General features: G+C 50.2%; 21 protein-coding genes. 8 read left to right on the forward strand and 13 right to left on the reverse strand.

Going from position 1 to position 25,209, the window contains the following annotated elements; translation table 11 throughout:
• Positions 1-51: 51 nt before the first annotated feature.
• The 7 genes from ACW6QF_RS04710 to ACW6QF_RS04740 form a co-directional block, all read right to left on the reverse strand.
• The gene (locus tag ACW6QF_RS04710) at positions 52-4,536 is read right to left on the reverse strand and encodes a glycoside hydrolase family 2 TIM barrel-domain containing protein (RefSeq protein WP_456086996.1); all 4,485 of its coding nucleotides are present in this window, start codon (positions 4,534-4,536) and stop codon (positions 52-54) included.
• Between the two features lie 28 nt (positions 4,537-4,564).
• Complete coding sequence (locus ACW6QF_RS04715; protein WP_456086997.1) at positions 4,565-5,362, reverse strand: polysaccharide deacetylase family protein; 798 nt, start codon at positions 5,360-5,362, stop codon at positions 4,565-4,567.
• Positions 5,363-5,483: 121 nt separating this feature from the next.
• Positions 5,484-6,758 (reverse strand): serine--tRNA ligase, encoded by a 1,275-nt coding sequence (gene serS, locus ACW6QF_RS04720; RefSeq protein WP_456086998.1) that lies wholly within the window; start codon positions 6,756-6,758, stop codon positions 5,484-5,486.
• Positions 6,759-6,857: 99 nt separating this feature from the next.
• A complete protein-coding gene (locus tag ACW6QF_RS04725; protein ID WP_456086999.1) occupies positions 6,858-7,394 on the reverse strand; it encodes a C40 family peptidase in 537 nt (178 codons plus the stop codon).
• A 74-nt stretch (positions 7,395-7,468) separates the two neighbouring features.
• On the reverse strand, positions 7,469-7,735 hold the full coding sequence (gene rpmA / locus ACW6QF_RS04730; protein ID WP_005861909.1) for a 50S ribosomal protein L27: 267 nt from the start codon (positions 7,733-7,735) through the stop codon (positions 7,469-7,471).
• A 22-nt stretch (positions 7,736-7,757) separates the two neighbouring features.
• Positions 7,758-8,075, reverse strand: a complete 318-nt coding sequence (gene rplU, locus ACW6QF_RS04735) for a 50S ribosomal protein L21 (protein ID WP_075965130.1) — start codon at positions 8,073-8,075, stop codon at positions 7,758-7,760.
• 130 nt (positions 8,076-8,205) lie between these two features.
• Positions 8,206-10,941 carry a family 78 glycoside hydrolase catalytic domain gene (locus ACW6QF_RS04740; RefSeq protein ID WP_456087000.1) on the reverse strand — a complete coding sequence of 912 codons (2,736 nt, stop codon included), beginning with the start codon at positions 10,939-10,941 and terminating at the stop codon, positions 8,206-8,208.
• A gap of 386 nt (positions 10,942-11,327) precedes the next feature.
• On the opposite strand from ACW6QF_RS04740, the gene prmA reads away from it, so the two are divergent.
• The 7 genes from prmA to kdsA all read left to right on the forward strand — a co-directional run bounded on the left by prmA (position 11,328) and on the right by kdsA (position 16,317).
• Positions 11,328-12,179 (forward strand): 50S ribosomal protein L11 methyltransferase, encoded by an 852-nt coding sequence (prmA, locus tag ACW6QF_RS04745; RefSeq protein ID WP_298546903.1) that lies wholly within the window; start codon positions 11,328-11,330, stop codon positions 12,177-12,179.
• Positions 12,180-12,269: 90 nt separating this feature from the next.
• Positions 12,270-12,491: a YtxH domain-containing protein gene (locus ACW6QF_RS04750; RefSeq protein WP_115499077.1), complete on the forward strand. Its 222-nt coding sequence runs from the start codon at positions 12,270-12,272 to the stop codon at positions 12,489-12,491.
• A 6-nt stretch (positions 12,492-12,497) separates the two neighbouring features.
• The gene (locus ACW6QF_RS04755; RefSeq protein WP_298546908.1) at positions 12,498-12,908 is read left to right on the forward strand and encodes a phage holin family protein; all 411 of its coding nucleotides are present in this window, start codon (positions 12,498-12,500) and stop codon (positions 12,906-12,908) included.
• Positions 12,865-13,242 carry a hypothetical protein gene (locus tag ACW6QF_RS04760; RefSeq protein ID WP_456087001.1) on the forward strand — a complete coding sequence of 126 codons (378 nt, stop codon included), beginning with the start codon at positions 12,865-12,867 and terminating at the stop codon, positions 13,240-13,242. The genes ACW6QF_RS04755 and ACW6QF_RS04760 overlap by 44 nt, the downstream gene beginning before the upstream one ends.
• 182 nt (positions 13,243-13,424) lie before the next feature.
• Positions 13,425-14,435: a type I glyceraldehyde-3-phosphate dehydrogenase gene (gene gap, locus ACW6QF_RS04765; RefSeq protein WP_005641086.1), complete on the forward strand. Its 1,011-nt coding sequence runs from the start codon at positions 13,425-13,427 to the stop codon at positions 14,433-14,435.
• Positions 14,436-14,510: 75 nt separating this feature from the next.
• Positions 14,511-15,437 carry a tRNA (adenosine(37)-N6)-dimethylallyltransferase MiaA gene (gene miaA, locus ACW6QF_RS04770; protein ID WP_298546914.1) on the forward strand — a complete coding sequence of 309 codons (927 nt, stop codon included), beginning with the start codon at positions 14,511-14,513 and terminating at the stop codon, positions 15,435-15,437.
• A 73-nt stretch (positions 15,438-15,510) separates the two neighbouring features.
• Positions 15,511-16,317, forward strand: coding sequence for a 3-deoxy-8-phosphooctulonate synthase (gene kdsA / locus ACW6QF_RS04775; protein ID WP_456087002.1), 807 nt, complete (start codon positions 15,511-15,513; stop codon positions 16,315-16,317).
• Positions 16,318-16,323: 6 nt separating this feature from the next.
• Here kdsA and ACW6QF_RS04780 read toward each other — a convergent pair whose 3' ends face one another.
• Complete coding sequence (locus ACW6QF_RS04780) at positions 16,324-17,025, reverse strand: Crp/Fnr family transcriptional regulator (protein WP_298546918.1); 702 nt, start codon at positions 17,023-17,025, stop codon at positions 16,324-16,326.
• A 129-nt stretch (positions 17,026-17,154) separates the two neighbouring features.
• Between ACW6QF_RS04780 and ACW6QF_RS04785 the strand changes: the two genes are divergently transcribed.
• Entirely contained in the window at positions 17,155-19,335 is a 2,181-nt protein-coding gene (locus ACW6QF_RS04785; protein WP_456087003.1) for a DUF5686 family protein, read from the forward strand.
• A gap of 2 nt (positions 19,336-19,337) precedes the next feature.
• Here ACW6QF_RS04785 and ACW6QF_RS04790 read toward each other — a convergent pair whose 3' ends face one another.
• The 5 genes from ACW6QF_RS04790 to ACW6QF_RS04810 all read right to left on the reverse strand — a co-directional run bounded on the left by ACW6QF_RS04790 (position 19,338) and on the right by ACW6QF_RS04810 (position 24,339).
• A complete protein-coding gene (locus ACW6QF_RS04790; RefSeq protein ID WP_456087004.1) occupies positions 19,338-20,168 on the reverse strand; it encodes an N-acetylmuramoyl-L-alanine amidase-like domain-containing protein in 831 nt (276 codons plus the stop codon).
• 14 nt (positions 20,169-20,182) lie between these two features.
• The gene (gene uvrB / locus ACW6QF_RS04795) at positions 20,183-22,210 is read right to left on the reverse strand and encodes an excinuclease ABC subunit UvrB (protein WP_456087005.1); all 2,028 of its coding nucleotides are present in this window, start codon (positions 22,208-22,210) and stop codon (positions 20,183-20,185) included.
• Positions 22,211-22,275: 65 nt separating this feature from the next.
• Positions 22,276-23,295 (reverse strand): hypothetical protein, encoded by a 1,020-nt coding sequence (locus ACW6QF_RS04800; RefSeq protein WP_456087006.1) that lies wholly within the window; start codon positions 23,293-23,295, stop codon positions 22,276-22,278.
• 16 nt (positions 23,296-23,311) lie between these two features.
• Positions 23,312-23,506, reverse strand: coding sequence for a PspC domain-containing protein (locus ACW6QF_RS04805; RefSeq protein WP_298546928.1), 195 nt, complete (start codon positions 23,504-23,506; stop codon positions 23,312-23,314).
• Positions 23,507-23,601: 95 nt separating this feature from the next.
• On the reverse strand, positions 23,602-24,339 hold the full coding sequence (locus tag ACW6QF_RS04810) for a copper homeostasis protein CutC (protein ID WP_456087046.1): 738 nt from the start codon (positions 24,337-24,339) through the stop codon (positions 23,602-23,604).
• Between the last annotated feature and the right edge of the window lie 870 nt (positions 24,340-25,209).

Raw genomic sequence — 25,209 nt, forward strand, 5'->3', positions numbered from 1 at the left:
ATAGAAGCCTGTCGCTTCCCGGAAAGGCAGGCATCGGTTGCCGAATAGATCTCAATGAGCAAATGCCGGTTCATACTTCACAGAAGCAATCCGTATCTCCGTCTCCACAGCAGACATTCCTTCAGCCATGACCTTCAGGAGCATCGCGCCGCTTTTCGTTCCAGGTTGGAGAATCGCGAGGCATTGGCCCCGATAGGTACTGCAAGCCGGGTTCCGGAAACTTCGCATATCATCAGGAGCGGCATTGCCGGAAGCCAACAGAATGCCATCTCCTTCGACTGTCATCCTCAACCGGACAGTGGCATCGGGAACTATCCGTCCCTCCTCATCCGTCACACATACCCTGACATAAGCCAGATCATTCGGATCAGCAGACACAACACGTTTTTCCGGAAGCAAGACTAAACGACACGGCTGCCCGGTCGTTTGCAGGGATTTATGAACCATCTCCCGACCGTCCCTTATACCGACAGCCATGAGACAGCCGGCCGAGAACGGCACTTCGAAGTCTGCGGCAAGTCGGGCAGACACAGCTTTCGTGCCCAAGCATTCTCCATTCAAATAAAGCCGGACCGAATCACAACGAGAATAGGCACGCACCGTTAGTCTCTTCCCTTCCTGCCCCTTCCAGTTCCAGTGCGGATGTTCGTCGGGCCACCCCCATTTGCTAAGCACTTCGCGCTTGCCGGCAGGAACGGGGGCATGGACAAGCAATTCCAATTCGCTCCTCCCCCACACCACATCGCGGAAAAGCGACTGCGGTTTCTTGTCCCCGTTCATATCCAAGTCTCCGCAATTGGACAAGAACCAAGGCCATGAACGAGTCGGAGTCGAGTACGGCCTGTCGTCGTCAACATAGCTGAAGTTACCGATTCCGACCTCACCTATATAATCCATCCCTGTCCAGACAAAGTCTCCCAGTACGAAAGGATAGAGATTTGCCGCCTTCCAGTTTTCGAAGGTCTCGACAGGGAAACTTTCGGTACCGACCATAATGCGGTCGGGATATGCCTCATGATCGGGAAGATACTGCTTTATTTCATAATTGTAACCGCCTAAATCCAACAAGGCATATGCCGGTGCGGATTCCTCCCACACACGCCCTTTCTGTTCCCAAAAGGCGCAGATTGCCTGAGTGACAGGGCGGGTCGCATCGAGAGACTTGACCACGGAGACCAGCTCCCGGGCGATTCGTAGCCCGGCTGTGTCGGCACGTTCGTAAATCTCGTTGCCGATGCTCCAGATGATGACAGAGGGATGGTTGCGGTCACGTTTTACAAACGCCGCCATATCGGACACGGCATGTTCCGGAAAGAAAAGATGGTAATCCTGATCACGCTTGGGATGTTCCCACATATCGAAAGCCTCATCGATCACCAACATCCCCAAACGGTCGCAGGCATCGAGGAACTGCCTGGACGGCGGGTTATGGCTGGTGCGAACGGCATTGAAACCATTCTCTTTCAGGAGACGCACCTTGCGTTCCTCCGCCCCGTCATAAGCAGCCGCTCCCAACAAACCATTATCATGATGCAGACAAGCGCCTTTCAGTTTAACGGGACTACCATTCAGCAGAAATCCCCTGCCTACCGAAAACTCAAGCGATCGGATGCCGAAGGCGGTCCGATAGTAATCGGTTGTTTCACCGGCTGAGACCAGCTTGACATGCGCCTCATAAAGATTAGGATGATCGACCGACCAGAGTTCCGGTTGCCCGACATCGGCAGAAAACCGGAACGTATGAGAACCGCCCGCGGCAACGTTGCCCGAACATTCTTTCGTCACGACATCCGTACCGTCAGGACGAACCAGGGTAAGGCGTACCGTCACACCGGCTTCCACATCCATCCGATTGTGGACAGGAAGAGTCATCTCGACCTTTGCCAGTCCAGGTGTAATGACAGGAGTCTGTACCTGTACCTCCTCGTCCGGGATGAAAAGGTTGCCGGAAACGGTCAGCCGAACGTGCCGGTAAATACCCGATCCGGGATACCAACGGCTATTGTCACCGGGATTGAACGCACGGACCACCATCACATTCTCCTTTCCGGCAGGATTCAGAAAAGGAGTCAGGTCATAACGGAAAGGCATATAGCCATTCGGATGAAGCCCAAGATGATGCCCGTTGATCCAGACATCCGACCGCTCCATAACCCCGTCGAAGCAAACGCCGACCTGCTGGCGGGAAGTCCATTCGTCCAATGTGAAACGTTTGCGATACCAGCCTGTCCCGCCCGGCAGATTCCCCGTGGAGATCGAATCTTTAAGTCCCTTCACGAAAGGACCGACCGAGTTGCCGTTGTCCGGGTAGCGCCGTTCGATACTGAAATCATGCGGAAGGGTAAGCGTCCGCCAGGAAGAATCGTCAAAAGAGACGTCCGAGGCATCAGCCGGAGCCTCTTCACAGAACTTCCATCCCTCATCGAACAAGCGGTCGGCATAGAGAGCAGCGGCATACGCTGGATCGGTGGACGGAGCTTTCAGTTCCGGATATTCGATTCCGTAATGTCCGGTAACGGCGGCAAGCAGGAAATAATAATTATCCGCCAAATAGTTATAGCCGGTCGGAGCACCCCCTTTCGTCCGCCAGTCCACACTTTGCAGGTAACCAGGGAAAACACCGGAATGAGTGTATTCGCGTTCGTAAGTCGCCATCATCGTGAACAGGATTTTATCCGCTTCGCTACGCATTCCGACGTTATACAAAGCCTGGATGAAATGATAAGCAGCCTGGCCGCAAAGGCCACCGTTCTCATACCGTCCCCAACGAGTCATTTCTTCCCAAGAGCCTTTGTCCTCCTTGGCAACAGGGACGAGCGGACCGGGTATGCCGTAGACATAATCATATCCTTCCTCTTCGAGCTTCTTCAACATCTTCCGAAGAATCTTGCGGGCACGTTTGCCGGTAACCAATCCTTCGTTGATCGCCATCGAACTGATAAACGTAAACTGATAATCATGCATCCTGCCGTCGCGGCTCACCCACCCGGCGTACATACCGGTCTGCGGATTATAGAAAGTGGCATCGAAAGCCGAACGGAACTTATCGAGTTGTAGACCGACCGTCGCAGCCTCTTCCGGCAAACCGAGCAGCGTCAGGACTTTTTGCATTCCCGTCAAGCCGCGATAAGCCTGCAAATTGACATAAGCATCTTTATGGCCGAAAGCGAAGTCGTCCCACCAGTTGAGGCTTTCGCGCTTCGGGTCCATGTAATTCCCGTGGAAAGGGGATTCGAAAATACCGTCCCCATCCGTATCTGTCGCCAGGACACCACGTACGAGGCGACAAATTTCCTCCTGGTAACGGCGTACGAAAGCCCAGTCGTTCGTTGCCAGCAAATAATCATAAAGAGAGATGAGTGTCACTTCAGTGCTTTCCCACCCGTAATCCTTAAGCCGGTTATCGTTACCGATCCGTTCCCGCAAAGCAACTTCGATGGAGGTGCGCAAGGCTTCGCGCATGGAATAAGTACCGGACAACGGCGGTGTGAAAGGAATCATATCCGCCTTAAATGCCAATGACAGGTGTCCGATGCCTTCGAGCAGGATATTGTCGCCCATCGTCTGATGAACAGGGTTGACGGTGAAAGCATTCTGCCAGCAGCGTTTCAACCCGTCAAACCTGGAATCCGAGAAGTCGCAACCGGGAATCTGCGGATAGTTCTCTTCCAGGACCGTAAAGGTAAGCCCGGCCTCTTTCAGCAGCTGGTCCGTATGAAAAGAGAGGATAACCGACCCCATGTGGATCGATTTACGCCAGACATGCCCTCCCCGGTTGAACGGACCGAGCAATAGACCGGTATTCTCATAATCGGGAACAAAATGTTCCTGCAGGTAGACTCCCGGAGCATCGGCTTCCACTTTCACCAGTCCGCAGTCAGGAAAATGCAGGACGGCGGGAAGGCGGAAAGAGGCTTTTATGATTTTGGGAGTAAAGAATGTAACCGGAGTGTCATATTGTGCGGACGGTTCCTGTGCCGTTTTTTCGGCCCATACGGAAACAGGCGATATATCCGGAGCGGTATGAATGCGGAAAAACTCGCCTTCGATGCCCTCCGAACGACTTCTGACAGAGACCTTGAACCTGCGGTCGCCGGAAGGAGACACCACGCAATCCATCCGGCCTCCTTCCGTGAAAGGGACATCTTCGTAAATGGTCTTCCAACCATCGCAGACGGCAGGCGAAGCCATACCGAAAGAACTTTCTCCCCTTCCGATCAGACATCCCCCCCTTCCCGGACGAAGCAAGGACTTATCCTGATAGCGCCGGTTTCTTCCACCCGACTCGACGTTGAAGTAGGACATCATCGGAAAATCTTTTACCCAGGAAAGAGCATAATACGGAGAGAGATAGGTGATAAAGTCTCCCGACATATCCACCTTCACCAAAGGAGCCTCTTCTTCCGACTCGCCAGCCCCGGATTCGTCCGTTACCATCTCTTCCGTTATCCTTATGACCGAGGCATATGCCCGGAAACCCGGTAGGAAAACAGGATACAACAAGGTTGCTATTATTAGGAATAATCGTATATACATTGGTTTTTTCAAGATTAAAAACAGAATTCTACTTCTTCGCTTGAGCAGCTACATAATCGAGCACTTCAGAGAATGTTCCAACCCAAATTTCGTCGGAATGGGCAGCCAAAAAGTCTACCAACTTCTGATGTTCGGCAGCATCGACCGTCAGGTAATCGCCTCCTACGCCGTGGAATACGATAATCCCTAATCCATGTTTGTCGAGTGCATCCTGTACATACCGGATCAGATCACCGCCCTTGCATCCGGTCATTGCGGGCAGGGTCGGGATCAGGGCGAAATTCAGCGTCTTCGCATCAGCTACCACATGGCGACCGGCCGCTCCACGGCAATACTTAACCAGCCCGGAGTCCAGCAGGGGTTGGGAATAGTCTTCTCCGCCGGCAACACTCTGTCCGCAGGGATACGCATAAGCATGCTCTTTTTTTCCGTCAATGGCATACAGGAAACTGTTCATCATTCCGATCTCCGTGAGCATATCTTTCACCGAATAACATTCGAGCGAGCGGCAAAGAGAAGAGGAGGACGTTTCGACCGTCCCGGCAAGGCAGGGATGGAAAAGGCTGTGATTGCCCAATTCGTGTCCGCGCTTGCTGGCTTCGCGCCACTCCGGGACATCGCTGTCTTTCACAACTTGTCCGTAGAGAAAGAAAGTCCCCCGGAAGTTTTTGGCCTCCAACTGGGGCATCACGATGTCGCGCTGGGATTTCAGCCCGTCGTCGTAAGTCAATACAATGGCAGCCTTTTTACCGTCCGGCCAGGAGATTTGTGCCTGCATCCCCGTAAAAAAGGATAAGAACAAAAGAAATGTGGATAGTTGTTTCATATTCATATTATTTTTAAATACCTATATAATATAAACGAACCAAAGAGCAAAATCCCTAAAAAAAAGAAAAGGCTACTTACCAAAAAAAGCAAGTAGCCTCATCCTTACGTTTCTATCTTATTTACTTAATCATATCAAATCCCGTATACGGAACCAACGCCTTCGGAATACGGATGCCTTCGGGAGTCTGGTTGTTTTCGAGCAAGGCAGCGACGATACGCGGCAGAGCCAATGCACTTCCATTCAGCGTGTGGCAGAGCTGGGTCTTTTTGTTTTCGTCACGGTAACGGCATTTCAGGCGGTTTGCCTGATAATTGTCGAAGTTAGAAACCGAACTTACTTCCAACCAACGTTTCTGGGCTTCCGAATAAACTTCGAAGTCGAAACAGAGGGCAGCCGTGAAACTCATATCGCCGCCGCAAAGACGCAAGATACGGTAGGGTAGTTCCAGTTTCTGAAGCAGACCTTCTACGTGATCCAACATTTCCTGATGAGACTGTCTGGAGTGTTCCGGTTTGTCGATACGGACCAATTCCACTTTGGAGAATTCATGCAGGCGGTTCAGTCCGCGCACGTCCTTTCCATAAGAGCCGGCTTCGCGGCGGAAACACTGCGTATAGGCACAATTCTTGATCGGCAACTGCTTTTCGTCGAGGATCACATCACGGTAGATGTTGGTAACCGGAACCTCGGCTGTCGGGATCAGATAAAGATCATCTACTTCGCAATGATACATCTGTCCTTCCTTGTCGGGCAACTGGCCCGTGCCATAGCCGGAAGCGGCATTCACGACCGTCGGCGGCATGATTTCCGTATAACCGGATTTGCGGGCTTCGTCCAGGAAGAAGTTGATCAGCGCACGCTGCAACTGTGCACCTTGTCCTTTGTAAACCGGGAATCCTGCGCCTGTGATCTTCACGCCCAGGTCGAAATCGATCAAATCATATTTCTTGGCCAACTCCCAATGGGGCAGCGCGTCTTTCGGCAGTTCCGTTTCCATACCGCCCATCTTTTCAACCTTATTGTCGTCGGCTCCGACACCTTCGGGGACTTCGTCGTAAGGGACGTTCGGGATTGTATAGAGCAGGTTCTGCATATCTTCGGCCGCCTGGTCCATTTCGGCCTGGATCGTCTTGTTGGCTTCCTTGATCTCGGCAACACGTTGCTTAGCAGTCTCGGCTTCCTCTTTTCTACCTTCCTTCATCAGCATGCCGATGGTTTTCGAAGCCTGGTTCACCTCTGCCAGGTTTTTATCTAATTGATTTTGCGCACTACGTCTCTTATCGTTCAATTCGATCACTTTTGCAATGCTTTCCTCTGCACCTTTAAAGTGTTTCTTTTCCAGACCGCGAATCACCCGGTCTGTTTCTTCCGTAATTACTTTAAGCGTCAACATACTTTCATTATGTTTTTTTATTTGAGTTGCAAATATACACAGAGTTCTTAAATTAAGAATTAAGAATTGAGAATTAAAAGTCAAATTAGGCGACAAGCCCTACTTCACCCGTCCGCCTGTAAGCCACGACCGGACATAATAAGGTTCACTCAGGCTGCTGACGATCACGCCACTCGAAGTGCTGGTGTGAATGAACTTTCCGTTTTTCAGATAGATCCCGACGTGGTTGGGCACTTTCTTCTTTCCCTTGCCCGTCCGGAAAAAGACCAGGTCGCCTTCCTTCAGGTTGGCACGGCTGACTTTCTTGCAATTGTGTTTCAGCATATCGGCCGACGAACGGGCCAACTGTTTTCCATACACTTCACGGTACACGATCGCCACAAAGCCGGAACAGTCCACTCCCCTCTTCGTCAATCCTCCCATACGGTGAGGGACACCAAGCCATTTGGCCCCTTCGTTGTACAAAAATATATTGTCGTTCGGAGTCAGGCGGACGCCATAGAGACGGGATAGCTCTTTCGGTCCTTTAAAGTCCGGTGGTAAGGCCACGCGTTGCTTTTTACTGCCGCACGACGTAAGCGCCAGGACCAACAACAGTATTCCGATATGAAGTGTGATAAAATTCCTACGAGTCATGATGTTGACAAAGATACAAAAAAAGGATATCCGCCAAGCGAATATCCTTTTTTCTTATTCTATGTAACCGGTACTTATGCTTCTGCTACCACTTCTTTTACAGAAACGAAAGAACGGTTTTCTTTGCCTCTGCGGAAAGTTACCACGCCATCGACCAAAGCATACAACGTATGGTCTTTACCGATACCTACGTTTTCACCCGGATGATGAACGGTTCCTCTCTGACGGACGATGATGTTGCCAGCTTTAGCAACTTCGCCACCGAAAAGCTTAACACCTAATCTCTTACTTTGTGATTCACGGCCGTTCTTAGAACTACCCACACCTTTCTTATGTGCCATTTCTTCTTTTCTCCTTTAAACGTTAAGCAACAATTTCTTTTACACTCACTTCAGTGAACTGCTGACGGTGACCGTTCAGTTTACGATAACCTTTTCTTCTCTTCTTGTGGAAGATCAGCACCTTTTCACCTTTTACCAGCGGAGACAGTACTTCGCATACTACCTTTGCGCCTTCTACGGTAGGAACACCTACTTTTACTTCGCCGTTGTTGTCAACCAACAACACTTTTTCAAATTCCACAACAGCACCGCTTTCTGCGTTCTGAATGTGATGAACGAACAACTTCTTTCCTTCTTCAGCCTTGAACTGCTGTCCGTTAATTTCTACGATTACGTACATCTGTCTTTATATATTTAAACAGGTTATGTCCCGGAGGTGGATACGCTTCTAAGCATCACTTGTTTACCTCCTGCAGAATTCAGAGCGCAAAATTACGGTTTCCCGAGGTATCATCCAAATCTTTTTGAAACTATTTTCCATAATGATAGCTTCCCGAACCAATCTCGACTTCCATATATCCTTCCGTTGCCGAAACTCTGCGTACACCCGGCAGGTTACCGACCGTCACATTATATTTCTTCGGAATCCGGACGATCGCCGACGTATTGCCCGGCAACGTGATGTCCCAGCTAAAGTCGCCCTCCTTCTTGGTCCATGCACTCTCGATCTCTCCGTACACCGAACTGTAAGAGGCGGAAACTTCGTCAAGGCCATCGGGGAAAACAGGCTCCATCACCAACTTTTTGAAACCGACTGCATCGGGTGCGCATTTGATGCCGGCCAAGTCTTCGTAGTACCAGATCAGCAGGTCGCCGAGCAACATCACATGGTTGGCGGAGTTCATGGCCGGATCAGCCGTATCGCCGTTCCAAAGTTCCCAGATGGTCGTCGCACCGTTCTTAATCATATATCCCCAACTCGGATAAGTCTCGTTCGTCAGGATCTTATAGGCCATGTCGACCCGCCCGTACTCGGTCAGTCCGCGCATCAGGTGCTGGATTCCCAAGACTCCGGTACTCACATGCCCGTTAAAATCCCCCTCCGTCTTTTCCACGATATTGGCGAAGACCTTCCCTTCATATCCTTCCGGCACAAGTCCGAGACGCAGGGAGAGGATATTGGCCGTAACCGTATTATTGCCATACTCCGCCGTTTCCTTATTAAAGAATTTGGCATTATAAGCCGTCTTCATTTTAGCGGCCAGGGATTCATAGCCGGGGATGTCGGCATCCTGTCCGCAGATACGGGCGAAGCCGATCATCTTATTCAGCAAATCATAATAGACAGTCGTGCTGAGAATAGCGCCATCCGTCTTGCGGGCAGGATCCTTGGAATGGATCAGTTCCTGCGATTCGGGAGGCATGCACCAGTCGCCATACTGGTCTTTCGTCATGATATAGTCCTTCATGGTCGCCTCTTCCATATGCGCCATCCAGCGTTTCATGGCCGGATAATGGGCACGGATCGCGCTGTCGTCGCCGAACTGGCGGTACAGCATATCGGCCACATAGAAGAAGGCGGACGGCCAGGTCACGTCATCGGCATAGATCGTCCAGTAATTCGGGGAGACATCCGAGATGCTTCCTTCCGGGCTCATGGAGTCCTCGATATCCTGCAACCATTTGTTATACAACTGGGCATTATTGAAAATAAAAGCTTCGCCGTAAGCGCCCGTCGCACGGTCGCCCAACCAGCCGAGACGTTCGTCACGCTGCGGGCAGTCGGTCGGCATTCCGCGATAATTACTACGGATTCCCCAATACGAATTCTTATGGATCCGGTTGACCAGCGGGTCGGATGTTTCAAAACGTCCGGTTGTCGCCATCTCGTCATAAATCACATGCCCGGTAAACGCAGACAGCTCCGGTTTATAATCGAGCCCCGAAACTTCCACAAAACGGAAACCATGATAGACGAAGCGGGGCTGCCAGCTGAAATCACCGTCTTCGGCCGGAGTATACACGTCGGTCACCTGTGCGGTACGCAGGTTGGCCAGATAGAGCGAGCCGTCTTTCTGCAACAATTCGGCAAACTTCATCGATACGGGTTTGCCCTTCTTTCCTTTCAGGTCGACAGAGAGCCAGCCGACCATGTTCTGCCCCATGTCCAGGATATACTTTCCATCGGGACGATCAAAAACGGCAACCGGCTTCAACGTTTCCTGTACGCGGATATTCGGGTTCTGCTGTGCTGTCAGTTTGCCCGCAGGAGCCTCCATCACATCGGGAGTCTTCCATGCGCCGTCGTCGAAACCGTTCGTGTTCCAACCATCCATCTCGAGGCGGGCATCATATTCTTCGCCATCAAATTCGTTATTTGCGACGATCGGGCCTTTCGAGGTGATTTTCCAAGACGTATCACTGGCGACCGTCGCCTGCGAACCGTCGGCATATTCGATCCGGAGCTGCGCAAGCAAACGGGGCAAGCCGAATGTTTTCATCCCCGGATTACGCATCGAGAAGAAACGGCCGTTCCCCAGAATCACCCCCAACGTATTCTTGTCGGGAGCCATCAAATCTGTTACATCATATACATTATAATATATACGTTTAGAATACAGGGACGGCATCGGGGCAAACACGTCCTCGCTCACTTTCTTTCCGTTCAGGTAAGCCTCATACGAACCAAGGCCGGAAATATACAGGACGGCTCTTTCCACCGCCTTATCCGCCGCAAACTCTTTACGCAGGTATCGGGCGGCCAAGCGTGTTTTATTGTTTCCGCCGGCCACTCCTATCTCCTCACCCGGATTGGAGAGGGAATCTTCGCCGATCCAAGTCGCCTCCCATTCCGAATCATCGAGCAGGGCCATCGACCAGCTGCCGGCATCACTCCAGGGAGTATCCCCCTGGTTGGTCGTCAATTTCACACGCCAATAGTAAGGTTTTCCCGATTCCAGCGCCTTTCCGGCATATGGCACCAGCACCGACTCGTCCGAACGGACCACGCCCGAATCCCACAAAAGTCCGTCACCGGATTCCAATTGCTCAGGAGAAGCAGCCACCTGTATCTGATAGGCCGTCTGCTTCAAGTCCGGTTTGCCGGAAGCGATCTGCCAGGAGAAACGGGGTTGCACCACATTGATTCCCAATGGATTTTCTTTCATCTCCAACCGGAGGTTCTTCACTTCGACGGTCGAATCGGACGAACATCCCGCCCATCCTAAGACCAAAGCGACCAGAAGCAATAAAGCTGTCTTTTTCATATCGTTGCGATTTAATCTGTTAATAGCATGACTTTGTTTTCAAAGGAAACGATTTCTTCACAGATCCCATTTCTAAAAATGATTTTATATCTTATGATTTTGATAAAAAAGAACCGGAAGCCGCCTTGCGATCGCTTGCCAGACCGGTAGAAGGGAAGAATCGGCTCGATTCGCACCCGTTTCCAATCCGATGCAAGTGTAGTTTGTTTTCGACATTGTCGAGAACATACACGACAATGCCAAGAATTTATACGACAACGCAGAATACATACACGACAAGGCAGAAAACAAATTACACTTGCATCAAATCAAAAAGACATCCGGTTGCATTCCTAAAGCAAATTAAGTACTTTTGCCTGTAATTAAGGACTAAAAGAAAGAACGATATGAATTATTACGAACTCACATTCACATACACCTCTCCTGTCGAGACTTCCATCATCAACGACGTGCTGGCTGCCGAGTTGGGAGAAATCGGCTTTGAAAGTTTTGCCGAAACCGAAAACGGGTTGCAAGGATATATTTCCGACCAGTCATATAATGTAAAAGGATTGCAGGACAAACTTGCCGGATTCCCGCTGGAAAACGTGGAAATCCGTTTTACCGAAACACTCGTGGAAAGCAAGGACTGGAACGAAGAATGGGAAAAAAACTATTTCAAGCCGATCCGCATCGGAAAGGAGTGCATCATCCGCGCTTCCTTCCACGAACACGAGCCGGGTTACGCCTACAACATCATCATCGATCCGAAGATGGCATTCGGGACCGGCAACCATGAGACGACATTCCTGATGATCAGCGAGATGCTCGAACTGGACCTCGCCGGCAAGGAACTGCTCGACATGGGTTGCGGGACAGCCGTGCTCGCCATACTCGCCCGTATGAAAGGAGCCGGACGCGTGGTGGGCATCGACATAGACGAATGGGCCTACAACAACGCGCTCGAAAACATCCGCCTCAACAATACGGGCGATATCCGGATCGCCCTTGGAGGAGCCGAACAGATCCCGGCATTCGGAACGTTCGACATCGTGTTTGCAAACATCAACCGGAATATCCTGCTGAATGACATCCGCCATTACGGCGAGTGCATGAAAACGGGAGGTTTTCTTTACATGAGCGGCTTCTATGTGCAAGACATTCCCGCCATTGAAGAAGAGTGCAAACGTAACGGATTGGCATTGTTGTCGCACACAGAGAAGAATAATTGGGCTGCGGTGAAAGTCCGGAAACAATAACATTAATTAACCCAAAAAGTCAAGGCCAAAATAAACCATCATTCAAGTATATTCGTTATCTTAGTAGCAACATTATAAAAAGAAAGAGTTATGAAAAACGTAGATTCTAAATTATTACTGGGATTAGTAGTTGGTGCAGCCGTCGGCGCCGCAGTGGGTTATCTGGCAGCAACAGATAAAAGAGAACAACTACTGGAAGAATTGAACGGTGTAGTGGGCAAAGTAAAAGAAGGCTTCAATTCAGCTCTTGCCAAATACAAAGAAGGAAAAGCCGAAGTTGCAAAAACTACTGAAGAAATCGTAGCTGAATAATTCTGTATGGAGAAAGACTCAGGTGAAATCTTCCGCGAGCTGAAAAAAGACGTTTCGGCTTACGTGGAGTTGAAGCTCGAACTCCTAAAATTGAACACATATGAGAGAACGGGAAAGGTTATTGCCGTTCTCTCGTACGGTGTTATTTTATTATTTCTGGCTTTCTTTGCGATTCTGTTCATTTTCCTCGCTTTAGGTTTTTTCCTGGGGGACGTGTTCGGTTCGGTAGGTTCGGGATTCGGCGTGGTAGCCGTGCTCTATCTGCTGCTGATCGGCATCATTATTATGAACAAAGACAGAATCGGCATTAAAGTATTAAACGTTGTGATCTCCGCATTGACAACAAATGATGATAAAACAAACGAGACAGACAATGAACCATCCGCAACAGACACCGCTGGAGAAACTGATTTCTGACCGCCGCCGGATCCAACAGGAATGCACGATACAGGAACAGAAACTGAATGCCGATTTCTCCTACATACAAGAGAATGCCGGAACGTTGTTACTTTCAGGTGTCTCCGCACTCTTATTTCCCAACACAAAAGCCAAATCCAAAGGGGAGGAAAGCAATCGGCCCGCACAAACGCCGGAAGCGCCATCCATGTCATTGGGCTTTGCCGATTATCTTTCTGTGGCACAAGGACTATTGCCCGTCGCATGGGACGTTGCACGCCCGTTATTGACCGCCTGGGGCATCCAGAAAGTCCAGAGGTGGATAATCAAGAAACTTTTTAAGAAAAAGAAATGAGCCTCAACAATTAATTTATGTTAGAGGACATATTTTTCTCGTTCCAAATCCTGTACAATAAAAAAAATGACTAACTTTGCAGTCGTTAAAAACAAGGTGCGACGAATGCATATTCCTTGCAACTGTTAAGTAAAAGTGGAGATAAGTAATATTTTTAATAAACCCATAAAAGTTTTATTACAATGATTAAAGTAGGTATTAACGGTTTCGGCCGTATCGGACGTTTCGTTTTCCGTGCTGCTCAGAAGAGAAGCGACATTCAGATCGTAGGTATTAACGACCTTTGCCCGGTTGATTACTTGGCATACATGCTGAAATACGACACAATGCACGGTCAGTTCGACGGAACTATCGAAGCTGACGTTGAAAACAGCAAGCTGATCGTAAACGGTAAAGAAATCCGCGTAACAGCAGAACGCAATCCGGCTGATTTGAAGTGGGATGCAGTAGGCGCTGAATACGTAGTAGAATCTACTGGTTTGTTCCTGACTCAGGAAAAGGCTCAGGCTCATATCGAAGCCGGCGCTAAATATGTAGTTATGTCTGCTCCTTCCAAGGATGCAACTCCTATGTTCGTTTGCGGTGTAAACGAAAAATCATATGTTAAAGGTACTCAGTTCGTTTCTAACGCTTCTTGTACTACAAACTGTTTGGCTCCTATCGCTAAGGTTTTGAATGACAAATGGGGTATCACAGACGGTTTGATGACAACCGTTCACTCTACAACTGCGACTCAGAAGACTGTTGACGGTCCGTCTATGAAGGACTGGAGAGGTGGCCGTGCCGCTTCCGGCAACATCATCCCTTCTTCCACAGGTGCTGCCAAGGCTGTAGGTAAAGTTATTCCTGAACTGAACGGCAAACTGACGGGTATGTCTATGCGTGTTCCGACTCTGGACGTTTCTGTTGTTGACTTGACAGTCAACTTGGCTAAACCGGCTACTTACGCTGAAATCTGCGCTGCAATGAAGGAAGCTTCTGAAGGCGAACTGAAAGGCGTACTGGGTTACACTGAAGATGCAGTCGTTTCTTCCGACTTCTTGGGTGACACTCGTACTTCTATCTTCGATGCTAAGGCTGGTATCGCTTTGACAGATACATTCGTAAAGGTTGTTTCTTGGTATGATAACGAAATCGGTTATTCTAACAAGGTTCTTGACCTGATCGCTCACATGGCATCTGTAAACTGCTAATCACACATAAGATTATATAGTTTGAAAGCCGCATCCTTCGGGTTGCGGCTTTTTTTGTATATCTTTGTATCACTTATGGATGCTTATCAACTTATCACTGTTTTAGGGCCGACAGCATCCGGCAAAACTACGTTTGCCGCAGCACTCGCCGCCCGGCTGGACACGGAGATCATCAGCGCCGACTCCAGACAGATCTACCGTTCGATGGATATCGGGACCGGAAAGGACCTGGCCGACTATACGGTAAACGGGAAAGCGATTCCTTACCACCTGATCGACATCTGCGATCCGGGATATAAATATAACGTATTCGAATACCAGCATGATTTCTTCCGGGCTTATGAAGCAATCCGGGAAAAAGGGAAACTGCCGATTCTGTGTGGCGGTACAGGTATGTACATAGAAGCCGTACTGAAAGGATATAAGCTCTTGGATGTCCCCCAGAACCCGGAGTTGCGCGAGTCGTTGAAAGAGAAGTCGCTCCCGGAACTGGAACAGATACTTGCCGGCTACAAGGTCCTTCACAACAAGACAGATGTGGATACCGCCCAACGGGCCATCCGGGCCATCGAAATAGAAGAGTATTATAAGAACGAAGCGCCGGATGCCAATGAATATGATCCGGTCGACAGCCTGATCATCGGCATCGACATAGACCGGGAACTACGGCGCGAAAAGATTTCCCGCCGCCTGCATGCCCGTCTGGACGAAGGGATGATCGACGAAGTAAAAGGGATCATTGCCTCCGGAGTCAAGCCGGAAGACCTGATCTACTACGGGCTGGAATACAAATATCTTACATTATATATAATAGGCGAACTGTCATACGAAGATATGGTTTCCCAGTTGGAGATCGCTATCCACCAGTTTGCCAAACGGCAAATGACCTGGTTCCGCGGCATGGAGCGTCGGGGAAGCACCATTCATTGGATAGACGCGACATTGCCGACAGAAGAAAAGATAGAGAAGACATTGGAGTTATTGAAATATAAGAAAATTTGAACCTGGTTCTTGAGTGGGACATTCAGTTTCATATCTGCCAGATTTTGAAGCAAAACAATTTATATACATTATTATGATAACAGTGAATGATTTAAAGAATAAGGATAATTTCTTTCTGCTGGCAGGGCCCTGCGTGATAGAAGGAGAAGATATGGCATTGCGTATTGCAGAGAAAGTAGTCGGCATCACGAATAAGCTGGATATCCCGTATGTATTCAAAGGATCGTACCGGAAAGCCAACCGCTCGCGACTGGATTCCTTCACAGGCATAGGCGATGAGAAAGCGCTGAAGATTCTCCGCAAGGTAGGCGAAACGTTCGGCATCCCGACCGTGACCGACATTCACGAAACGGCTGAAGCAGCAATGGCTGCCGAATATGTGGATATCCTGCAAATCCCGGCTTTCCTCTGCCGGCAGACAGACCTGTTGGTCGCTGCCGCCAAGACAGGCAAGATCGTCAATATCAAAAAAGGACAGTTCCTTTCGCCCGGAGCCATGCAATTTGCCGTACAAAAAGTAGCCGACGCCGGGAACGGCAACGTCATGATTACGGAAAGAGGCACTACATTCGGATATACGGATCTGGTTGTCGACTACCGCGGAATCCCTCAAATGCAGCAGTTCGGCTATCCCGTTGTCATGGACGTCACCCACTCCCTGCAACAGCCCAACCAGACATCAGGCGTGACAGGCGGACTCCCTGCCCTGATCGAAACGATAGCCAAAGCAGCCATTGCCGTCGGAGCTGACGGACTATTCATCGAAACCCATCCGGAGCCCTCCCAAGCCAAATCCGACGGTGCGAACATGTTGCAACTCGACTTGCTGGAAGGACTGTTGGAGAAGTTGGTGCGGATACGGAAAGCGATCGGGAAATGAAATCAGTTATCCCATTTTACTTATCTTTTTGAGTTTGTCCTCGTCTATCAGCTTGATCTTCCGACCGTCGATTGCGATAATACGCTCGGCGACAAATGTGGACAAGGTACGAATTGCATTCGAAGTCGTCATATTCGAAAGATTAGCCAAATCTTCGCGAGAAAGATAAATACTCAACGTCGCCCCATCTTCCTCCAAACCGTAACTGTCTTTCAGGAACAACAAAGATTCCGCCAAACGTCCCCGGATATGTTTCTGGGTAAGGTTGACCGTACGCTCGTCAGCGATTCCTAAATCGAGAGAAAGTTGGCGGATAAAGAACATGGCAAGGTTCGCATTCCCCATCAAAAGATCCGTAACGATGGTCATAGGGATCATGCATACCGTCGAAGCCTCAAAAGCAGAAGCATTCGTCAGGTAGTTTTCCTGAGCAAAGTTTGCCCGGTAGCCAAAGTACTGCACCGGTTTAATCATCCGGATGATCTGGCTTCGTCCGCCGACACCTTCTTTAAAGATTTTCACCTTGCCCTTTAATAAGCACATCATATCTCTCGGTTCGTCGCCCTCGCAATAGATCAACTCATTACGTTTGAAATGCTGGATCGTCGAATTATTACGGAGAACATCCCGCTCCTTTTCGGTCAGGACTCTCCAGACTTCTGCCAAACTGGCCGATAGATCGACCTCTTCTTTTTGTTGTTTAACCACGACTGCTATATAACATACTTGTGAAGCACAAATGTACTACTTTTCTTTTAAAAGCTGAATAAGTTTAATACGATAAATGAATAAAAATTCGATTTTATTCGTTACGTTTGTAAAGAAAGAGACGATAATTTGTTGAAAAAGTATTTTTATATAATCACTCTGCTTTTTACCGCAGTAAATGTCTTAGCTAACCCCGACGGTAGTTATGGAAATCTATTATTGCTGGGCCGGTCTCCCAAAACGGTGTCCTCACAGCAAGGGGATTCCATTATGAAGATGGTGATCGAGCAAGCCGACAAATACAAAACAGTCGTTTCCCGCTACGAGGCCGAAATCTATATCAAAGGCAAGACCGAGATCCTCAAACAAAACCTCCTGATGCGTTTCGCCCATCACCTTTTCCCGGTAGACAGGAAGAACAAGGACATGATCTTCGAGATGGTCAGCCACTCCAAGTTCAACGCCCCCAACAACTACCTGCACAGCTTCGAAGCGATAAACGGGAACAGCATCCCCAACGGCACAAAACAGCAGGAAGTCTTGACGTTCCTGAACCTGAACGTCTATTCGCCGACCATCTACAACGAAGGGATCATCATGCCGGTAGCCAACGAAGCATTCAAATACTACAATTTCAACCTGGAAAGCATCGAAATAAACGAGAACCTGAAAATATACAAGATCCGTTTCATGCCCAAGCTATGGAGCCAGAAGCTCATTTGCGGGGACCTGTACATCACCGACAAAGACTGGCACATCGACAAGATCGACGTAAACGGGCGTTTCTCCTTCGCCGAATTCAATCTGGTCATGACATTCGGACGGGATTACCGCCATTTCATCCTGCCGCAAAAGGCAGACCTCTTCCTCCGGTATCACGTATTGGGAAATGCCATTGCCAGTTATTACCACACCTCATTCAAATACGAAGCAGTCGAATGGGTGGAAGAAGACTATGAGAGCAAAAAATACCGTTCCCTCGACCTGACCGGATATTACCGGCTATCGTCCGATACGATCCCGATCATCAACGACAACAGCTACTGGAAAAACAAACGGGACGTCCCGCTGACTCAGGAAGAAGAGGCCAAGTACGAAAAGACAATTGTCAAGACGACTCAGGCCAACGACACGAGCAACATCCAGAAATACCTGAAAATAACAGAGCGCCTGACCAACACCATCAATCTCGATTATAAAACGACCCGTCTGAAATACTCCGGCATCCTCAACCCCTTCCAGTTGGGCTATTCCGGACGGAACGGCATCACCTACAGGCAACAGCTCCGTTTCAGCAAGACATTCAAGAAGGACCGCCAACTGCGTTTCCGGCCTGAAATCGGTTTCGTGTTCAAACGAAAAGAGCTGTTCTTCAAGTTCGGGGGAGACTGGGAATATCTTCCGGAGAAACGGGGCGCCCTGAGCCTCAGCCTTGGAAACACCAACCAGGGATATTCCTCCAAGATCATGAACGAAATCAACGAACAGTTGAAAGACTCCACTTTCAATTTCGAGAACCTGGACCTCGAATACTTCAAGCACTATTATATAGAGCTTAAGAACCAGATCGAACTGTTCAACGGTTTCCAGATGACCACCGGCATCTCCTACCACCGCCGCATCCCCACCCGGAAAAGCGCAAGAGATCCGGGAGACGACGTGACGGAGATCATCAACGAGAACTATCACGATTTCATTCCCACGATCGGTTTTTCCTACACGCCCAGGCAATACTACTGGATGGACGGCTATCGTAAAGAATACCTCTACTCCTACTACCCGACCGTCTCCATCGAGTTCGGGCGAGCCATACCGGGCGTATGGAACAGCAGCGGCAATTACGGACGCATGGAAGCCGATATCCACCAGAGCATCTACCTGGGGCTGTCCCGCCGGTTCAACTACCATGTCAGCGGAGGACTCTATACGGCCCAGAAGTCGACCTACTTCGCCGACTACCGGTATTTCACACGGCACAACTTCCCCGAATCATGGGGAGGAGACGATTTCGGAGGTGTCTTCCACCAGCTAAGGAGCGTATGGTTCAACGCATCCGACAAGTATGTCCAGGCACATGTCATGTACGAAAGCCCGTTCATGCTCTTCCAGCTATTCAAGCCGGAAGCCACCAAGTACATCATCTCCGAACGTTTTTACCTCAGCCAGTTATGGATGCCGGTCAAACCCAGTTACACGGAGATCGGATACGGTTTCGGTAACCATATCTTCAACGTCGCCGCCTTCGTCGGGTTCGACAAATGGAAATATGACGGGATCGGATTCAAGTTCGCGTTCGAACTCTTCCAGTAAGTTCAGAACTGCGGGCGGACAATCATGATACCGCAGTTGCGCTTGACGCCCTGCACATACTCCTGCAAGGGTTCTTCGTTCACGACCACCCGTTTCCGAGAGGTCGAGGCATGGATAAAAGTAAGTTTATCCCCTTCCCGGCAGATAATGCCCACGTGGGAGATATCCAGCCCTCTCACGGTCGTGACAAAACAGACGATATCGCCATTCCTGATTTGGCCGGCATGCGCATCGATTTCATCCTGCGGAATATAAAAGTGCGGGCGGGCGTTAATCTCCTGTTCCTTCGCCGCCATTACCGCGATCCGCTCCGGATTGCCTTTCAACTGCCGATAGCTATCGGGGTGCGTGGACATGAAGGAGAGGTCGAGCGTAAGCGGCTGCCCCCCGATCTCTTTCGTGACATCCTTCAGATACCCTCTCTTTTCGTTCTCATATATCCAGTCGGTCGTATAATGGAGGCGGTCCGTATAATCGGGCGTCACGTTGCCGGGATTCCGGTAACGCATATCTTTCAAGGCAGAAGCATACCCGTCATAGGCGGGACGATGCTTGACAGACCAGGACAAAGCGACCGTATTCTCCACCAAAGTCATGCAATCCAGGCCATGCAGGTTAATGACCAGTCTTTCGGGCACCTCCTCCAATGTCCCGGCCACATAAGGAGTTCCCAGGAAGAAACGGGCGGTCTCCACCATCAGGTCACCAGCCGGCAAAGCCGCTTTCTCCTTCATTGCCGCACAATAGCGTCCGTAAACATCCTTATCCCCCTGCGCCTTTCCGGACAGGGATAGAAAGGCTAAAAAGAACAAATAAAATAGTTCCCGTTTCATCTCCTGATCTGATTTTAATCATTCTTTGTCACTAACAAATCTTCTAACTTCACCAGTTCGTCACGGAACTGCGCGGCTTCGATAAAGTCCAGCTTCTTGGCCGCCTCCATCATCTGCTTCTTCGTCCGTTCGATCGCTTTCTCAAGCTGTTTACGGTTCATATACTGAACTACCGGGTCTGCAACCAGGCTGGGTTCCGGTTCCACGTAAGCATACGGTTCGCCGGTAACCGGCTGTTGTTTCTCCGCTACCAGAGAAACGCTGTTTTTGATGACCTGCTTAGGCGTAATGCCATGTTTCTCGTTATAGGCAAGCTGTTTCTCACGCCTGCGGGCCGTTTCGTCCATCGTCAGGCGCATACTGTCCGTTATCTTGTCGGCATAGAAGATCACCTTCCCGTTCACGTTTCGGGCGGCCCGTCCGGCTGTCTGCGTCAGCGAACGATGCGAGCGCAGGAACCCTTCCTTGTCGGCATCCAAGATAGCGACCAAAGAGACTTCCGGCAAGTCAAGCCCTTCACGCAGCAGGTTGACGCCGATCAGCACGTCGAACAATCCTTTCCGCAAATCATCCATGATCTGGATGCGTTCCAACGTATCGACATCGCTATGGATATAGTTGCAACGGATTCCCATGCGCGTCAGGTAAGCAGTCAGTTCCTCCGCCATACGCTTCGTCAAGGTCGTCACCAAGACCCGCTCGTCCACAGCGGCACGTTGCGTGATCTCCTCCATCAGGTCGTCGATCTGGTTCAGCGTCGGACGCACCTCGATAACCGGGTCGAGCAAGCCTGTCGGACGGATCACCTGGTCCACCACGATCCCTTCGCTCTTCTCCAGCTCGTAGTCGGCAGGCGTCGCACTCACGTAAATCGCCAGCGGGGTCAGCGACTCGAACTCGTCGAACGTCAACGGGCGGTTATCCATCGCTGCCGGCAGGCGGAACCCATATTCCACCAGGTTCTTCTTGCGGGAATAATCGCCTCCGTACATCGCCCGTATCTGCGGGATCGTCACGTGGCTCTCGTCGACCACCAACAGAAAGTCTTTCGGGAAATAATCGAGCAGACAGAAAGGCCGTTCACCCGCCTGGCGACCGTCGAAATAGCGGGAATAGTTCTCGATACCGGAGCAATGCCCCAGCTCGCGTATCATCTCCAAGTCGAACGTGACACGCTCGTACAGACGTTTCGCCTCGTAAGGCTTGCCGATCTCCCGCAGGAAATTCACCTGCGTCCCCAGGTCGACATCGATCTGCCCGATAGCGGTATTGATACGTTCCTGGGTAGTCACGAAGAGGTTGGTCGGATAGATGTTCAGTTCATCCTGCTCGTCTATCTCCTGCCCGGTCTGCGGGTCGAACGAAGAGATACGGTCCACCTCGTCGTCCCAGAACTCGATACGGTAGGCGGCCCCGTCAAAAGTTTCGATAGCCGGAAAGATATCGACCGTATCGCCGTTCACACGAAAGCACCCCCTGTTGAACTCTATCTTATTATTGACATAAAGAGCATCCACGAAGCGGCGCAACAATCTATCCCGGTCTATCCGCATCCCCTTCTCCAGATGCACCACCTTCTCGGCAAAGGCAGTCGGGTCCGCCATGCCATACAGGCAGGAGACAGACGAAACGACGATGACGTCCTTCCGCCCCGACAACAGCGAAGCCGTTGCACGCAGACGAAGTTTATCGATCTCGTCGTTGATCTGCAAATCCTTTTCTATATAGGTGTCCGTCGTCGGAAGATACGCCTCCGGCTGGTAGTAATCGTAATAAGAGACGAAATACTCGACGGCATTGTTCGGGAAAAAGGCCTTGAACTCGCTGTATAGCTGGGCAGCGAGGGTTTTGTTATGGCTAAGGATCAAGGTCGGTTTCCGCACCTCCTTGATCACATTGGCGATAGTGAAAGTCTTTCCGGACCCTGTCACCCCCAACAAGGTCTGGAAAGGCACACCACTCTTTATACCGTCGGACAGGGCCGCAATCGCTTCCGGCTGGTCGCCCGTCGGACTGAATGGGGAAGATAGTTCAAAGTTCATTCTTTACTTTATAAGTTATACAGTTATGTATTCAGGCAAATCCGGTCCTTCGCAAACCGTCCGCTTTACCGGAGCAACTCATCCAACGGGAGATAACCAAACTGCATCTCGTCGTTCATGCTCAACAGCAAACGTTTATTGCGGTCGTCATAGCAGAGCCTGACCACCGGACGACCGACATCGAGCGTCTTCAGATAATTGCCTTCCAAATCGAATACCAGCAACAGAGAAGCCGTAAATCCGTCTTTCTCCTGACGATGTTTCCCGGAATAAGCCGTCACGATCTTGTCACCGCAAAATACGCCGTCGATATGCCGATAGACATCGTTCCACTCGCCATGCCGCCATTCCGGGCCATAAACATTGTATTTCAGATTTCCATCCAAGTCACAGATCGTCAGCAGGTCGTCCCGCGAATAGACATCCACATAGATGCCATGCTCCTTCGAGACGATGCAATCCGCTCGTTTCTTTTTAATCTCCGGATGTTCGTAGGGCATCAGACGGACCTTCCCCGTCTGCATATTCCAACATCCGACAGCCGTCTTGAAGTCATTTGTCCCGATCGGGACGACCGTCCCACCGATGCAAAGCGTGTCGGAAACATAGACGACATCGCTCGGCACGCGGTCTTCCGGGAAGGTACATTTGACCGTAGGCATATAATCAGGATCGGACAGCAGGCTATCCAAGACATAGGTGTACAACTTCATCCGGGCATTATCCGGGAAGTAGAAACACCCCTTCCGTTCATTCATAATCAACACTCCGGGATTGGCTATCTCTCCCGGCCCCTGCCCTTTGTTTACCGCACTCAAAACAGGCTTATACGTAAACCGGTCGAACAGGTGCACGATCTTATCGACCGCCGTCCAGTTATACTCGACGACTATTAAATAATCGCCCAGCACATACAGCAGGTTATTATTGCCGACCAGCACGTCTCCGGTCCCGATCTCCACCACCTTGTCCTGCACATCGACCACCTTGTCCCGGCTTTTCTGGTATTTTTCCTGCACCGACGGTTGCGTACAAGACAAACCCAGCGCCATCAAGCCCAAAATCACCCCGCTCCATCGACTCATTCCGCTTCACCTTTCACTATTTAGGTTGTTTAGGTATAACCATCCAGAGGATCAGGTAAGCGATCACCCCGGAAAAGACCGTAAAGATACTCAATACTATATAACCGATGCGCACTAATGTCGGGTCCCAGCCGAAATAATCGGCAATACCTGCACAAACGCCTGCTATCATACCGTTATTCGAACGGTAAAGTTTTTTAGATTCTTCCATTGTTCTTCTGTTTTTTTATTGTGAATACGTTATTTTCTACTCCAAGTAGCAAACATGGCAACCGTCGCAAAAGTTGCGACAGTCCAAAAGAGGCACTACAGATAGGCGGCCACCTTCTTGCGGTCCGTCTCGACCGTCTCGAATTCGGAGGAAACGCTGCTGCTGCCCATCGGGACATTCTCGTTCCGGTATTCCATCCTGCTGTAGACGATGCCGCGGGCGGATGTATGGAACTCCTTCGCCCCGGTCTCCGCTTCGATGCGGGCGATGTTGCTCTCCCGGACTCCGCACCCCGGCATGATGATGATCCGTCCTGCCGCACGTTTCACCAGCTCGGCAATGAGGGGAATCCCTTTCACGGCATCGGACTGCTGGCCGGAAGTCAGGATGCGGTCGCAGCCCAATTCGATCAGCTGCTCCAAAGCGGCAAAAGGATCGCGGCAAACATCAAAGGCGCGATGGCAGGTGACGGACAGCGGCTGGGCTGCCTCGATCAGCCGGCGCATCAAAGGGAGGTCGATATCCCCGTCTTTCGTCAGGCAGCCGAAGACGACCCCGTGCACCTTCAACTGCTTGCACAGTTCGATATCCAGCAACATCGACCGGATCTCTGCGGGCGTATAGAGGAAGTCGCCTCCACGCGGACGGATAATCACATTTATATCGATAGACGAAGTGAGTGCCTGCGCCGTCCGGATCTCCCCGTAGCTGGGTGTCGTCCCCCCTTCCGGGATTCCGGCACAAAGTTCCACACGTTTGGCTCCTCCGGCTTCTGCTTCCACACAGCTTTGTGCGGAGTTGGCACAAATTTCGATAATACGAGTCGGTTTCATAAGAATCTTACCATTATTGTTTTTTCTATATACAAAGATAAAACTATTATGCGAAACTTCCCTATATTCCCAGGAGAGAGATGCAGGAATTGCATAGGCATCCATCTCTAATCGGATGCCCATCAAAGCGGAAACGGATGCCTGTCGAGGCGAAAACGGATGCCTGTCGAAACGGAAACGGCTACCTGTCTGCCCAAAATCTTCCGCCTCCCAACTGCACAAAACACAAAAGTCTGCCAAATCTGCCAAAACCGCCCTGGCTCCAATTAAAACAGACATTTTACAAAGGGAGAGCGGCAATAGCACACAAACATCTGTATATAAATATATTACAGTATAAATAAAAGAATATAACAGAATTCAAGGTCATAAAACAAAGTACTTTCACGGACATCTATCCGTTACTTTTGGCTTGATCCAAAAGTAACCAAAAGATCAAGGCTTAACCGTCCGGTCTACTCCGGGCAAAGGTTCCGCTGTCGCCTGCGAAACTCGCTTCGCTCAGACAGCGCAGGCTCCGGACGCTCCACCTTTCCCCTCCGTTTGACGCCCGTCCGCTTAGGCCTTTCCAAGAAAGCTCCGCTTTCTCTTGGGATGGCCGATACCGACACCTATATAACAGGCGGAATCGGCAATCCTTAAAGAGCCGTCAGGCTCTATTTCGGCCTAAGCTGGTGAGCGTTAAGCGCAGTGACCGGAGTGAGCGCCCGGAGCGTCTGCTGTTTGAGCGAAGCGAGTTTCAGACGCGACAGCGAACGAAGGGAACGGAGTAGCGAGGCAGGTTCGGCCTTGATCTTTTGGTTACTTTTGGATCAAGCCAAAAGTAACAGACAAATAGTCCGTGAAACGTCTTTTATTTTATCCGAAAAC

It is taken from the genome of Parabacteroides sp. (assembly GCF_977054455.1).

Bases quoted from the DNA above. Each gene is read 5' to 3' on its own strand.
- prmA (WP_298546903.1), top strand. From the start codon at position 11,328: ATGAATTATTACGAACTCACATTCACATACACCTCTCCTGTCGAGACT.
- ACW6QF_RS04755 (WP_298546908.1), top strand. From the start codon at position 12,498: ATGGAGAAAGACTCAGGTGAAATCTTCCGCGAGCTGAAAAAAGACGTT.
- miaA (WP_298546914.1), top strand. From the start codon at position 14,511: ATGGATGCTTATCAACTTATCACTGTTTTAGGGCCGACAGCATCCGGC.
- ACW6QF_RS04800 (WP_456087006.1), bottom strand. From the start codon at position 23,295: ATGAGTCGATGGAGCGGGGTGATTTTGGGCTTGATGGCGCTGGGTTTG.
- ACW6QF_RS04810 (WP_456087046.1), bottom strand. From the start codon at position 24,339: ATGAAACCGACTCGTATTATCGAAATTTGTGCCAACTCCGCACAAAGC.
- ACW6QF_RS04760 (WP_456087001.1), top strand. From the start codon at position 12,865: ATGAACCATCCGCAACAGACACCGCTGGAGAAACTGATTTCTGACCGC.
- ACW6QF_RS04805 (WP_298546928.1), bottom strand. From the start codon at position 23,506: ATGGAAGAATCTAAAAAACTTTACCGTTCGAATAACGGTATGATAGCA.
- ACW6QF_RS04740 (WP_456087000.1), bottom strand. From the start codon at position 10,941: ATGAAAAAGACAGCTTTATTGCTTCTGGTCGCTTTGGTCTTAGGATGG.
- ACW6QF_RS04710 (WP_456086996.1), bottom strand. From the start codon at position 4,536: ATGTATATACGATTATTCCTAATAATAGCAACCTTGTTGTATCCTGTT.
- ACW6QF_RS04715 (WP_456086997.1), bottom strand. From the start codon at position 5,362: ATGAAACAACTATCCACATTTCTTTTGTTCTTATCCTTTTTTACGGGG.
- serS (WP_456086998.1), bottom strand. From the start codon at position 6,758: ATGTTGACGCTTAAAGTAATTACGGAAGAAACAGACCGGGTGATTCGC.
- kdsA (WP_456087002.1), top strand. From the start codon at position 15,511: ATGATAACAGTGAATGATTTAAAGAATAAGGATAATTTCTTTCTGCTG.
- gap (WP_005641086.1), top strand. From the start codon at position 13,425: ATGATTAAAGTAGGTATTAACGGTTTCGGCCGTATCGGACGTTTCGTT.
- ACW6QF_RS04725 (WP_456086999.1), bottom strand. From the start codon at position 7,394: ATGACTCGTAGGAATTTTATCACACTTCATATCGGAATACTGTTGTTG.
- rplU (WP_075965130.1), bottom strand. From the start codon at position 8,075: ATGTACGTAATCGTAGAAATTAACGGACAGCAGTTCAAGGCTGAAGAA.
- ACW6QF_RS04750 (WP_115499077.1), top strand. From the start codon at position 12,270: ATGAAAAACGTAGATTCTAAATTATTACTGGGATTAGTAGTTGGTGCA.
- uvrB (WP_456087005.1), bottom strand. From the start codon at position 22,210: ATGAACTTTGAACTATCTTCCCCATTCAGTCCGACGGGCGACCAGCCG.
- ACW6QF_RS04790 (WP_456087004.1), bottom strand. From the start codon at position 20,168: ATGAAACGGGAACTATTTTATTTGTTCTTTTTAGCCTTTCTATCCCTG.
- rpmA (WP_005861909.1), bottom strand. From the start codon at position 7,735: ATGGCACATAAGAAAGGTGTGGGTAGTTCTAAGAACGGCCGTGAATCA.